The sequence below is a fragment of the Sphingomonas sp. genome, from assembly GCF_032114135.1.
Taxonomy (GTDB): domain Bacteria; phylum Pseudomonadota; class Alphaproteobacteria; order Sphingomonadales; family Sphingomonadaceae; genus Sphingomonas.
The window spans coordinates 1,468,702-1,480,855 of the sequence record NZ_DAMCTA010000001.1; the positions used below are offsets into that span (position 1 = coordinate 1,468,702).

Sequence of the window (12,154 nt, forward strand, 5' to 3'; positions counted from 1 at the left end):
GCGCGTCGGCGCTAATCATCACACCGGCGGATTGACATCCGCGTCACTTCCGCATTTGTCGTTTCGGAATTAGTTGCGGGCCCTCGCCCGCCCATAGGGGATTATCGAATGAAGGGAATCATCCTTGCGGGGGGCAGCGGCACGCGCCTCTACCCCGCAACGCTGTCAATCTCGAAGCAGCTGCTTCCAGTCTATGACAAGCCGATGATCTTCTACCCGCTGTCGGTGCTGATGCTGACCGGCATCCGCGACATCCTGATCATCTCCACCCCGCGCGACCTGCCGATGTTCCAGGCGCTGCTGGGCGACGGATCAGCATTCGGCATCAACCTCAGCTATGCCGAACAGCCCTCGCCCAACGGCCTGGCCGAAGCTTTCATCATCGGCGCGGACTTTGTCGGCAACGAGCCCAGTGCGCTGATCCTCGGGGACAATATCTATCACGGTGAGAAGCTCGGCGAGCGCTGCCAGGCCGCCGCGGCCCAGGCCTCGCAGGGGGGCGCCAACGTGTTCGCCTATCATGTCGACGATCCCGAGCGCTACGGTGTGGTTGCGTTCGATCCCGACACCGGCGTCGCCACCAGCGTCGAGGAAAAGCCGGCCAACCCCAAGTCCAATTGGGCGATTACCGGCCTCTATTTTTACGACAAGGACGTCGTCGACATCGCCAAGTCGATCCAGCCCTCCGCGCGTGGCGAGCTCGAGATCACCGACGTCAATCGCGTCTATATGGAGCGCGGTGACCTCCACATCACGCGCCTCGGGCGCGGCTATGCCTGGCTCGACACCGGCACGCATGACAGCCTGCACGAAGCCGGTTCGTTCGTCCGCACGCTGGAACATCGTACCGGCGTGAAGATCGCATGCCCCGAGGAAGTGGCGTTCGAGGCGGGCTGGCTCGGTGCCGAGGACCTGATCAAGCGCGCGGCCGGGCTCGGCAAGACCGGCTATGCCGCCTATCTTCGCAAGGTGGCGACCGCAGCATGACCCAGGTCCATCACCACGAGCTGTCCGGCGTAATCGAGTTCACGCCGGCCAAATATGGCGATCACCGGGGTTTTTTCTCGGAGGTGTTCAAGCAGTCTGTACTCGATGCGGAAGGCGTCGAGGCCCGCTGGATCCAGGACAATCAGAGCTTCTCGGCCCAGCCGGGCACGATTCGCGGCCTGCACCTCCAGGCACCGCCCTTCGCCCAGGCTAAGCTGGTGCGCGTGCTGCGCGGCGCGATCTTCGACGTCGCGGTCGACATCCGCCGCGGCTCGCCCACCTATGGCAAATGGGTCGGCGTCGAGCTGTCGGCGGAGAAGTGGAACCAGTTGCTGGTGCCCGCAGGCTTCGCGCACGGCTTCATGACGCTCGTCCCGGATTGCGAGATCCTCTACAAGGTCAGCGCGAAATACGCGAAGGACGAGGAAATGGCGATCCGTTGGGATGATCCCGATCTCGCCATCACCTGGCCGGACATCGGCGTAGCGCCCGTGCTGTCGGAAAAGGACGCCGAAGCACCGTCCTTCGCCGAATTCAACACTCCCTTCTTCTATCAGGGCTGAGCCATGCAGCAGCAGACCTTCCTCGTCACCGGCGGCGCCGGCTTCATCGGCTCGGCCGTGGTGCGTCACCTCGTCCGCCAGGGCGCGCGCGTCATCAATCTCGACAAGCTCACCTATGCCGGCAACCCGGCCTCGCTGACCGCGATCGAGAACGCCCCCAACTATCGCTTCGTGCAGGCCGACATCGCCGACACCGCGACGATCCTGCCGCTGCTGCGCGAAGAGCAGGTCGATGTGGTGATGCACCTCGCCGCAGAGAGCCATGTCGATCGCTCGATCGACGGCCCGGGCGAGTTCATCGAGACCAACGTCGTCGGCACCTTCAAGCTGCTCCAGTCGGCGCTGCAATATTGGCGCGAGCTGGAAGGCGAGAAGCGCGACGCCTTCCGCTTCCACCACATCTCCACCGACGAAGTGTTCGGCGACCTGCCGTTCGACAGCGGCATCTTCACCGAAGAGACGCCCTATGACCCCTCCTCGCCCTATTCGGCGTCGAAGGCGGCGAGCGACCATCTGGTCCGCGCCTGGGGCCATACCTATGGCCTGCCGGTGGTGCTGTCGAACTGCTCGAACAATTACGGGCCGTTCCACTTCCCCGAGAAGCTGATCCCGCTGACGATCCTGAATGCCCTCGAGGGCAAGCCGCTGCCGGTCTATGGCAAGGGCGAGAATATCCGCGACTGGCTGTACGTCGACGACCACGCCAAGGCGCTCGCGACCATCGCGACGACCGGCAAGGTCGGCGAGAGCTACAATGTCGGCGGCCGCAACGAGCGCACCAACCTGCAGGTGGTCGAGACGATCTGCGACCTGCTGGACCAGCGCATCCCGCTCGCCGACGGCCGCAAGCGCCGCGAGCTGATCACCTTCGTCACCGACCGCCCCGGCCATGACCGCCGCTATGCGATCGACGCGACCAAGCTCGAGACAGAACTGGGCTGGAAGGCCGAGGAGAATTTCGACACCGGCATCGCCGCGACGATCGACTGGTATCTCGAAAACGAGTGGTGGTGGGGCCCGATCCGCTCGGGCAACTATGCCGGCGAACGTCTCGGGCAGACCGCCTGATGCGTATCCTCGTCACCGGGCATGATGGCCAGGTCGCCCAGTCGCTGGGCGAACAGGCAAAGGGCCACGAGCTGATCTTCACCAGCTATCCCGAGTTCGATCTCTCCAAGCCGGAGACGATCGAGGCGGCGGTGGCGAAGATCCAGCCCGAGCTGATCGTCTCGGCGGCGGCCTATACCGCGGTCGACAAGGCCGAGAGCGAACCCGAACTGGCGATGGCGATCAACGGCGACGGTCCGGGCGTGCTGGCGCGCGCAGGCGCGAAGATCGGCGCGCCGATCATCCATCTGTCGACCGACTATGTGTTCGACGGCAGCCTCGACCGCCCGTGGCGTGAGGACGATCCCACCGGCCCGCTCGGGGTCTATGGCGCGACCAAGCTGGCGGGCGAGCAGGCGGTGCAGGCCTCGGGCGCGACCAACGCCGTGCTGCGGCTGGCCTGGGTCTACAGCCCGTTCGGCGCCAACTTCGTCAAGACGATGCTGCGTCTTGCCGAGACGCGCGACGCGCTGAACGTGGTGGAAGACCAGCGCGGCTGCCCGAGCTCGGCGCTCGACATTGCCACCGCGATCCTCACCGTGGTGAATCACTGGCAGCGCGAAGGCGCCGCCAGCGGGCTCTACCATTTCACCGGCTCGGGCGAGACCAACTGGGCAGACTTCGCCCGCGCGATCTTCGCCGAAAGCGCCAAGCATGGCGGCCCGACTGCCGAGGTGACCGGCATCCCGACGTCGGGCTATCCGACGCCTGCCCAGCGTCCCGCCAATTCCCGCCTCGACTGCACCCGCTTCGCCGACACCTTCGGCTACCGCGCACCGGCATGGGAAGAATCGCTTGCGGTGGTGGTGAACCGGCTTTTCGCTACAGGACGCCCGGCTTAACCCTTTCGACAATTGCGGCGGCTAGCGTCTCCAGTATCAGGAAACCCTTCCAAGATACTGGGGAAGCAGATGCATCAGATTCACACGCTATCGGAACGGGAACGCCGCTGGCTGTTCGGCGGCGCGATCGCCAGCGCGCTGCTCACCCTGATGTTGACGGTCATGTCGGCCGATCCGATCCCCACCTTCATCGCCGCAATAGGCGCGATCGGCCAAGTCGGCATCGCGCTGGCGCTATACTTCGTGACGCGCGCGCAATGGAAGCTGCAGGAGCATCTTGCGGAAGAACAGGTGCGGCAGGTGGCGGAAAGGCAGCGTCTCGCTCGGCAGGCGATGCTGGACGGGGTGCGTGAGGAAATCCTCTGGTTCTATCGCAGCTGGGAAGTCGGGCAGCGCGAGGAATGCTACGACAAGATGAGCGACCACCTGTTCCAGCTCAAGACCGGCATGGGTCAGGACGTCTCAACCGCCATCCGCAAGTTCCTCCACTTCTCCTGGGATATCGTTGCCCATAGCGGCACCGAGGAAGGGCGGGATGCGAACGGGCGCCGTATGGAGCCGTGGCGAAAGTCGGCAAACAACGTACTGGCCATGGTCGGCGCGGAGCCCATCGACTTCGGGAAGCGTCGGGATTGAGGGCGGAATTTCGCAATTAGGGTTGCCGCCCATGCCCCCCGCCCCTAACCCTCCCGGCGTGTCAGAAGCCCGACCCGATCGCATCGCCACCGGCCTGGCGCTCCGCCTCTTCGCCATCTTCTGCATGTCGACCATGTCGGCGCTCATCAAGATGTCGGAGCTGCGTGGCGCGTCGCTGATCGAGACGATGTTCCACCGCCAGCTCTGGGCGGTGCCGCTGGTGACGCTGTGGGTGGCGGTGGGTCCCGGCCTGAAGTCGCTCAAGACACAGCGGTTCGGCGCGCATGCCTGGCGCACCGCGGTGGGCCTGACCGGCATGATCTTCACCTTCGGTGCGGTGATCCTGCTGCCGCTGGCCGAGGCGCAGACCTTCCAGTTCACCGTGCCGATCTTCGCCACCCTGCTCGGCGCGCTGATCCTGGGCGAGCCGACCGGCTGGCACCGGTGGGGTGCCGTCATCTTGGGTTTTGTCGGCGTGCTGATCGTCGTGCAGCCGGGGCGCGAGGCGATCCCGATCTTCGGCGCCTTTGTCGGGCTGATGGCGGCGCTGTTCGTCGCGATCGTCGCGATCACGCTGCGCCAGATCGGCAAGACCGAGAGTGCGGGCACCACCGTCTTCTGGTTCTCGGCGCTCTCAGTGCCGGTGCTGGGCGCTATCTACGCCTTTCACTACAAGCCGCACGATGCCGAGACCTGGGCGATCCTGATCGCCACCGGGCTGGTCGGCGGGGTCGGCCAGCTGGCGCTGACCGGCGCGATGCGCTTCGCCCCCGTCTCGGCGGTGGTGCCGATGGACTATTCGGGGCTGATCTGGGCAACGCTCTATGGCTGGCTGCTGTTCGACGTGTTCCCGACCTTCTCGACCTGGCTCGGCGCGCCGGTGATCATCGCCAGCGGCCTCTACATCGTCTATCGGGAGCAGAAGCTGGCGCGTGGGCGCGCTAGCTACGCCGAAACGCCACTATGAGGTTGTTGGCGGGCATCGCCACCCGCCGCTCGAACACCAGGCCTTCCGCCTCTGCCGCTTCCACCACGTCGTCCAGCAGCCGCAGCCCCCAATCGGCATTGCGTGCGCGCAGCGATTCGTCGAACTCCTCGTTCGACGGCGCGGTAGGCACGCCCGCCTCGCGATAGGGGCCGTAGAGGATCAGCGGTGCGCCCGGCGGCAGCAGCCGCCCTGCCCCCGCCATCAGCCCCAGCGTCGCCGCCCAGGGGCTGATATGGACCATGTTGATGCACAGGACCGCATCGGCATGGCCGACCGGCCACGTCGCCGCCGCATCGAGCGCGACCGGCGGGCGGACATTGGCCAGCCCCGCGCACCACGACGCGATTGAGGCGAGCGCGTCCGGGTCCGGATCGCTCGGATGCCATTCCAGCTTGGGGAAATGCTCGGCGAAATAGGCGCAATGCTCGCCGCTGCCGCTCGCCACTTCGAGCACCGCGCCGGCGGCGGGGAGCAGCTCTCCCAGCATCGTCGCGATCGCCGCGCGGTTGCGCAGCGTTGCGGGGGCATGGCGGCGTACGCCTTCGGGCGGGGCGAGCCAGCTGCGGTCGCGATCGCTCATGCGACGGCGCGTGCCTGTTGGAGGAGGCGCTTGCCCCGCAGGTACATCTCCACCCGCATCGCGCTGAACAGTCCCAGCGCCATCATGCCGAACGCCTGGGTGAGCAGCATCACGTCGAGGTGCAGCGCCGAGCCCTCGGCCTTGCCGACCATGCGGGCTGCGACCAGCACGACGATGAACAGCAGCCCGCCCAGCGACGCCTTCTGGTTCAACTGGTGCGTCGCGGGATCAACCGACAGGTGCATCAGCTTCCCCCGCTGCCACCCCAGCCCCGCCCCGATCGCCAGCGCGGCGGCACACAAGGCCCAGCCGCCAGGGCTTGGCACCGCCTGCAGGAGCAACGCCGCCGCCAGCACCGCATAGAGTGTAGGCACGATCCACAATCGCTCGAGGGTCAGCGGCCGCGCCTTGGACATGCGGCGAATGCGCAGCGCGAGGATCAGCCCCACGACCAGCGCGGTAATGCCATATTGGATGAGATGCGGTGTATCGAGCTGCATGGCGGAGTCCCCCCGGAATCGATGCGGTGCAGCATAGGCGGAAGCGCAGCCGCGTCAAAACACGGTTTGCAGGCTGTCCCGGACCGCGACGCCAGTCGCGATCCGGGCACAGGACTTCAGTTGCCCGGGCGCTCGATCCGGTATTCCTTCGGCGGCGTTGCGCCCATCAGGTTCGCGACGAAATAGTCCCAGCGGCGACGCATCATGTAATAGGATTGATCGCCATAGCCATGGTGCGCGCGGGGAAACAGGACGAGATCGAAATCCTTGTTGGCCTTTTCCAGCGCATCGACCACCAGCAGCGTCGACGATACCGGCACATTGTCGTCGAGCATGCCGTGCGCCAGCAGCAGCTTGCCCTTCAGGTTCTTGGCCATGTCCTGGTTGGCCTGAATGTCGTAGTTCGAGGTCTTGCCGTCGGTGGTCAGCAGACCGAGATACTTCTCGTAGAAATCGTCCTCATAGTTGCGGTTGTCATGGTTGCCGCTCTCGGCGATGCCGACCTTGAAGAAGTCGGGATAGAGGAACATCGCGGTCGCCGTCGCATTGCCGCCGCCCGAATGGCCCCAGATGGCGACGCGGTCGAGGTCGAGCCAGGCGTAGCGCTTGCCCAGATCCTGGATACCGCTCTTCTGGTCGGGCACCGCCTGCTTGCCCATGTCGCGATAATAATAGTCTTGAAAGGCCTTGGAGCGGCGCGGGGTGCCCAGCGCGTCGATCTCGACAACGGCAAAGCCGAGCTGCGCCAGCGCGCCTGCATCCCCTTGCGCCGCGGCGAACTGCCGCGAGGGGATCGTGCCCATGAACGGACCCGGATAGACATAGTCGATCACCGGATATTTGCGCTGCGGATCGAGCCCGGCCGGCTTGAACAGCAGTCCGTGGCACAGCGTCTTGCCGTCGCTGCATTGGACGGCGATGCTCTCCGGCGCCTGCCAGCCCGCCGCCTGCAGCCGCGTCACGTCACCCTTCGCCAGCTGCTGGACGACCGACCCGTCGGCGCGGCGCAGCACCGCGGTCTGCGGCTGCTGCGGGGTCGAGTAGATGTCGACGAAATAGCGCCCGTCGCTCGACGGGAACGCGATGTGATCCTGCTTCTCCGGCGTCAGCAGCTTGGGCTTTCCGCCCTTCAGGTCGATGGCATAGATGCTGCGGTAATAGGGATCGGTGCCGGGCTCGCGGCCGACGCCCGCCACCAGCATCTTGCCGCTGCGCTCGTCGATATAGACCGGGTGATCGACATTCCACTGGCCTTGGGTCACCTGGCGGATCAGCTTGCCGGTAGCCGCATTGTACAGATAATAATGGCCCCAGTCGTCGCGCTGCGACCACCACAGGATCTCGCCGCGCTCGGACAGGTAGCGCCAGTTGATCCCCTCGTCATTGTAGCCGCTGTCGAACCAGGTCGGCACGGTCTCGGTGAACACGTCGCGCACCGCGCCGCTCGCCGCATCGGCGATGCGCACGGTCTCCACCTTGTGGTCGCGCGAGGTCGAGGCGAAGGCGAGCGTCTTCGCGTCCTTGGCCCATTGCATGTCCTGCGGACCCTCGCCGCAGACCACGTCGTCGCACAGCGAGGAGCGATGCGGTTCCGCCGGCATCTTGAGGCGGATGACCTTCGCCGCGTCGACATCGACGATGACGCGCTGGATCTGGAGGATCTCCTTGTCGCCGACGAACGGGTATTTCCAGGTATCGACCTGTGAATGACCGACCTGCGTCGTGGTGGTCGAGAAGTCCGCCACCTTGCGCTGGTCCTGCTGGAAGGTCGCGAGCTTCCTGGAGTCCGGCGACCAGATCACGATCGCCTGGTCCGAATGCTTCCAGCCGGCATTGTCCGTCGCGTAGCCGAAATCCTGGACACCGTCGGTGGTCAGCTGCCGCTCGGCGCCCGTCGCCATGTCGCGGACCCACAGGTTCCAGTCGCGCACAAAGGCCGCGCGCTTGCCGTCCGGCGACAGCACCGCGTCGGCCGGGCCCTGCTGCGCTAGATAGCCGGCGATCTGCCCGGCGCTTGGCGCTGCCGATTCCTTGCAAGCGTAGGGCTGCGCCATCGCGCAGTCATAGCGCTTGCCGCCGACGGTGAGGATTGCGTGGTTCTTTGCGAGGTCCGGCGCGAAATCGCCGATGGTCAGCTTCGCTGCGTCCTGCTCCTGCAGCCCCGCCGCGTTGAGCGCGGTCAGCAGCGCCCTGGTCTCGAAGGCGGCCTTCTTGGTGCGCTTGGCGGCGTCGACCAGCAGGATCGTCGGCACGCCGTGATCCGTGTCGACATACCAGAAGCGGCGGGCATCGATCCAATGCGCCGAGCGCACCGCGTGATCGACCAGCGGCGCGGTCCAGGGCGCCAGCTGGTGTGCGGCGCGGCTATAGTCGGCGTCGGTCAGCACCGGCCGCTGTTGCGCGGTCGCCGTGCCGGCGGTCAGGGAAGCCAGGAGACAGCAGGCGAGCAGGCGCATCAAGCAACTTTCCGAAGGAGGGAATTCGGCCAGCCGCAGAAAGGAGGCCCAAGGCGCGTGACCTGCCGCCTCCCCCCATGCGGACCCGGCGCAGTGCGGACGGGCAGGACCGGTATGCAGAGCGGGGGCAGCGATCGCAATAGCGCCGGCACCTTGCATCCATGCAAAACGCCGGCCGGAAGCGGGGGCTTCCAGCCGGCGTGTGCGACCCTCTCGGGGGGGTATCAGGTCGATGGCTTACTCGGCCGCTTCGGCCGGCGCTGCGTCCTTGTACGCCAGCACCGGCTTGCGCGCGGCGAGCGTCTCGTCGAGGCGGCGGCGGGGCGCGAAGTGCGGTGCGCTCTTGAGCGCCGCCTCGCCCTGCTTGGCCTTGGTCGCGACATTGCGGAACGCGCCGATGAACTGGTCGAGTGCAGCCTTGCTCTCGGTCTCGGTCGGCTCGACCAGCATCGCGCCGTGGACGACCAGCGGGAAATACACCGTCATCGGGTGATAGCCCTCGTCGATCAGCCCCTTGGCGATGTCGATGGTCGAGAAGCCCTCGGGCAGGCCCTTGTCGCTGAAGATCGCCTCATGCATGCACGGGCCGGTCTTGGCGAAGGGTGCGTCGAGCACATCCTCCATCGAGCGCAGCACATAGTTGGCATTGAGCACCGAATCCTCGGCGACCTGGCGCAAGCCGTCGGCACCGTGGCTAAGGATATAGGTCAGCGCGCGGGTGAACATGCCCATCTGGCCGTGGAAGGCGGTCATGCGGCCGAAGGTACCGGCATGATGCTCCTCGGCATTCTCTTCCTCGACGATGCGATAGCCGTCCGCGGTCTTCTCGACGAAGGGCAGCGGCGCATAGGGCGCCAGCGCCGCCGACAGCACCACCGGACCCGAACCCGGGCCGCCGCCGCCATGCGGGGTGGAGAAGGTCTTGTGCAGGTTGATGTGCATCGCATCGACGCCGAGGTCGCCCGGGCGCACCCGGCCGACGATCGCGTTGAAGTTGGCGCCGTCGCAATAGACATAGCCGCCCGCGGCATGGACCGCGTCGGAAATGTCCTTGAGGTCCGGCTCGAACAGCCCGCAGGTGTTCGGGTTGGTGATCATCACGCCAGCGATGTCCGGACCCAGCCGCGCCTTGAGCGCCGCCACGTCGACCCGGCCTTCCGGCGTCGCGGGGATGTCCTCCACCGCGAAACCGGCGAACGCCGCCGTCGCCGGGTTGGTGCCGTGCGCGGACTCGGGCACCAGCATGATGCGGCGCGCGGTCTCGCCCTTGGCGTCGAGCGCGGCGCGGATCGCCAGTACGCCGCAGAGTTCGCCATGCGCGCCGGCCTTGGGGCTCATCGCCACTGCCTGCATGCCGGTGAGCGTGATCAGCCAGTGCGCGAGCTGGTCGATCGCCTCCAGCGCGCCCTGCACGGTATCAACCGGCTGGAGCGGGTGGATGTCGGCGAAGCCCGGCAGGCGCGCCATCCGCTCGTTGAGGCGCGGATTGTGCTTCATCGTGCAGCTGCCCAGCGGGAACAGGCCGAGGTCGATGGCATAGTTCTGGCGGCTGAGGCGGGTATAGTGGCGCACCGTCTCCGGCTCGGACAGCCCCGGCAGGCCGATCGCCTTCGAGCGCTCCATGCCGGCGAGGCGCGACTTGCCCGCGGGGGCCTCACCGAAGTCGACGCCGGTGGTGTCGGTCGAGCCAATCTCGAAGATCAGCGCCTCTTCCAGCATCAGCGCGCGGTTGCCGGTGAAGGTGGCGGCGTCGCTTTCGCCGGCCTGCGGCGTGGTGGGGCGCCAGCCCGACTGGTTGATCGTGCTCATGCCAGCACCTCCTCGAGTGCGGAGGCAAGCGTCTCGACGTCCTCCTCCGTGGTGGTTTCGGTGACCGCGACGACGAGGCCGTTCTGGAGCTCCTCGACGCCCGGATAGAGGCGGCCGAGCGACACGCCGGCCAGGATGCCCTTGTCGGCCAGCTGGCGGACGACCGGGCGCGCTTCCTTGGAAAGCTTCAGGGTGAATTCGTTGAAGAACCGGTCGGTGACCAGCTCCACCCCGTCCACTTCGGCCAGGCGATCGGCGGCGGCGCTGGCGCCGACATGGTTGAGCTCGGCGAGCTGACGCAGGCCCTTCTCGCCCAGCAGCGTCATGTGCACCGACATGGCGAGCGCGCACAGCACCGAGCTGGTGCAGATGTTCGACGTCGCCTTTTCGCGGCGGATATGCTGCTCGCGGGTGGAGAGCGTCAGCACGAAGCCCCGCTTGCCGCTGGCGTCGACGGTCTCGCCACAGAGGCGGCCCGGCATCTGGCGCACCAGCTTCTCCGAGCAAGCGAACAGGCCGACATAGGGACCGCCGAACTGCAGGCCGACGCCGAGCGACTGGCCCTCGCCGACGACGATGTCCGCGCCCATCTCGCCCGGCGCCTTGATCGCACCCAGCGCCACCGGCTCGGTGACGACGGCGATCAGCAACGCCTTCTTGGCGTGGCACGCCTCGGCCAGCGCCGACATGTCCTCGATGCGGCCGAGAATGTCGGGATACTGGACGACGACGCACGAGGTGTCGGCGTCGATCGCGTTGATCAGGTCGAGCGTATCGGGCTCGGGGCTGAACGTAGGCAGGCTGGTCACCAGCTGGTCGCCAGTGAAGCGCGCCATCGTCTTGGCGACCGAAACGTAATGCGGGTGCAGGCCGCCCGAGAGGATCGCCTTGCCGCGCTTGGTGACGCGGCGCGCCATCGAGATCGCTTCCCAGCACGCGGTCGAGCCGTCGTACATCGAGGCGTTGGCGACGTCGCAGCCGAGCAGCCGAGCAATCTGGCTCTGGAACTCGAACATCATCTGCAGCGTGCCCTGCGCGATTTCCGGCTGGTAGGGCGTGTAGGCGGTGAGGAACTCGCCGCGCTGGATGAGGTGATCGACCGAGGCCGGCACATGGTGGCGATAGGCCCCTGCCCCCAGGAAGAACGGCGCTTCGCCGGCTGCCAGGTTCTTGCGGGCGAGCGCGGTCATGTGGCGTTCGACCGCGAGTTCCGACGCGTGCATCGGCAGGCCGGCGATCGGCCCGCTGAGGCGGGCGCTTTCGGGCACGTCGACGAACAGATCGTCGATCGACTGGGCGCCGATCGTGCCAAGCATCGCCTGACGGTCGGCCGGGGTAAGGGGCAGGTAGCGCATCGACTGTCCTACTCTACCTCCCGCAAAGGGAGGGATGATGGGTTGGGATCGAGGCGATCCCACTTTGCTTTTCTTCCTCCCCCTTGACGGGGGAGGATAGCGTAGCTTGGAGAGGGTGAGCGGTTGCACAGCAACCGCGCGATTTGCCGTGCAAATCGCCCCCTCTCCCTCCCACTGCCTGCGGCAGCGGGCCCCTCCCTCCCCCGCAAGGGGGGAGGGGGAGAGATTTAGTGGCCCCTTGCCCTTCTTAAGCCCCCCCCTTCAGGGGAGGGGTTGGGGGTGGGGCAGTCAGGTCAGCGGGGCGGATCGCTCGTAGAGAGGTCCCCACCCC

11 protein-coding genes are annotated in these 12,154 nt (G+C 66.6%); 6 read left to right on the forward strand and 5 right to left on the reverse strand.

Features of this window, described 5'->3' with window-relative positions; all coding sequences use genetic code 11:
- Window positions 1-108: 108 nt before the first annotated feature.
- The 6 genes from rfbA (at window position 109) to RT655_RS06815 (ending at window position 5,102) form a co-directional block, all read left to right on the forward strand.
- Window positions 109-987, forward strand: a complete 879-nt coding sequence (rfbA, locus tag RT655_RS06790; RefSeq protein WP_313535714.1) for a glucose-1-phosphate thymidylyltransferase RfbA — start codon at window positions 109-111, stop codon at window positions 985-987.
- A complete protein-coding gene (gene rfbC, locus RT655_RS06795) occupies window positions 984-1,550 on the forward strand; it encodes a dTDP-4-dehydrorhamnose 3,5-epimerase (RefSeq protein ID WP_313535716.1) in 567 nt (188 codons plus the stop codon). The genes rfbA and rfbC overlap by 4 nt, the downstream gene beginning before the upstream one ends.
- A gap of 3 nt (window positions 1,551-1,553) precedes the next feature.
- Window positions 1,554-2,618, forward strand: a complete 1,065-nt coding sequence (gene rfbB, locus RT655_RS06800) for a dTDP-glucose 4,6-dehydratase (protein ID WP_313535717.1) — start codon at window positions 1,554-1,556, stop codon at window positions 2,616-2,618.
- Entirely contained in the window at window positions 2,618-3,499 is an 882-nt protein-coding gene (gene rfbD / locus RT655_RS06805; RefSeq protein WP_313535718.1) for a dTDP-4-dehydrorhamnose reductase, read from the forward strand. The genes rfbB and rfbD overlap by 1 nt, the downstream gene beginning before the upstream one ends.
- A 69-nt stretch (window positions 3,500-3,568) precedes the next feature.
- Entirely contained in the window at window positions 3,569-4,135 is a 567-nt protein-coding gene (locus RT655_RS06810) for a hypothetical protein (protein ID WP_313535719.1), read from the forward strand.
- Window positions 4,136-4,193: 58 nt separating this feature from the next.
- Entirely contained in the window at window positions 4,194-5,102 is a 909-nt protein-coding gene (locus tag RT655_RS06815) for a DMT family transporter (protein ID WP_313535720.1), read from the forward strand.
- Here RT655_RS06815 and RT655_RS06820 read toward each other — a convergent pair.
- From RT655_RS06820 to gcvPA, 5 genes are all read right to left on the reverse strand, one after another.
- Window positions 5,077-5,703, reverse strand: a complete 627-nt coding sequence (locus tag RT655_RS06820; RefSeq protein ID WP_313535721.1) for a DUF938 domain-containing protein — start codon at window positions 5,701-5,703, stop codon at window positions 5,077-5,079. The genes RT655_RS06815 and RT655_RS06820 overlap by 26 nt on opposite strands.
- Complete coding sequence (locus tag RT655_RS06825) at window positions 5,700-6,203, reverse strand: CcdC protein domain-containing protein (RefSeq protein WP_313535722.1); 504 nt, start codon at window positions 6,201-6,203, stop codon at window positions 5,700-5,702. Before RT655_RS06825 ends, RT655_RS06820 begins: the two co-directional genes overlap by 4 nt.
- 116 nt (window positions 6,204-6,319) lie before the next feature.
- Window positions 6,320-8,659, reverse strand: coding sequence for a DPP IV N-terminal domain-containing protein (locus RT655_RS06830; protein WP_313536923.1), 2,340 nt, complete (start codon window positions 8,657-8,659; stop codon window positions 6,320-6,322).
- Window positions 8,660-8,896: 237 nt separating this feature from the next.
- On the reverse strand, window positions 8,897-10,468 hold the full coding sequence (gene gcvPB / locus RT655_RS06835) for an aminomethyl-transferring glycine dehydrogenase subunit GcvPB (protein ID WP_121074518.1): 1,572 nt from the start codon (window positions 10,466-10,468) through the stop codon (window positions 8,897-8,899).
- Window positions 10,465-11,823 carry an aminomethyl-transferring glycine dehydrogenase subunit GcvPA gene (gcvPA, locus tag RT655_RS06840; RefSeq protein ID WP_313535723.1) on the reverse strand — a complete coding sequence of 453 codons (1,359 nt, stop codon included), beginning with the start codon at window positions 11,821-11,823 and terminating at the stop codon, window positions 10,465-10,467. The genes gcvPB and gcvPA overlap by 4 nt, the downstream gene beginning before the upstream one ends.
- Window positions 11,824-12,154 lie beyond the last annotated feature (331 nt).

Excerpts from the sequence above, each read along its gene's own strand:
- rfbA (WP_313535714.1), top strand. The coding sequence starts at position 109 with ATGAAGGGAATCATCCTTGCGGGGGGCAGCGGCACGCGCCTCTACCCC.
- rfbC (WP_313535716.1), top strand. The coding sequence starts at position 984 with ATGACCCAGGTCCATCACCACGAGCTGTCCGGCGTAATCGAGTTCACG.
- rfbB (WP_313535717.1), top strand. The coding sequence starts at position 1,554 with ATGCAGCAGCAGACCTTCCTCGTCACCGGCGGCGCCGGCTTCATCGGC.
- rfbD (WP_313535718.1), top strand. The coding sequence starts at position 2,618 with ATGCGTATCCTCGTCACCGGGCATGATGGCCAGGTCGCCCAGTCGCTG.
- RT655_RS06810 (WP_313535719.1), top strand. The coding sequence starts at position 3,569 with ATGCATCAGATTCACACGCTATCGGAACGGGAACGCCGCTGGCTGTTC.
- RT655_RS06820 (WP_313535721.1), bottom strand. The coding sequence starts at position 5,703 with ATGAGCGATCGCGACCGCAGCTGGCTCGCCCCGCCCGAAGGCGTACGC.
- RT655_RS06825 (WP_313535722.1), bottom strand. The coding sequence starts at position 6,203 with ATGCAGCTCGATACACCGCATCTCATCCAATATGGCATTACCGCGCTG.
- RT655_RS06830 (WP_313536923.1), bottom strand. The coding sequence starts at position 8,659 with ATGCGCCTGCTCGCCTGCTGTCTCCTGGCTTCCCTGACCGCCGGCACG.
- gcvPB (WP_121074518.1), bottom strand. The coding sequence starts at position 10,468 with ATGAGCACGATCAACCAGTCGGGCTGGCGCCCCACCACGCCGCAGGCC.
- gcvPA (WP_313535723.1), bottom strand. The coding sequence starts at position 11,823 with ATGCGCTACCTGCCCCTTACCCCGGCCGACCGTCAGGCGATGCTTGGC.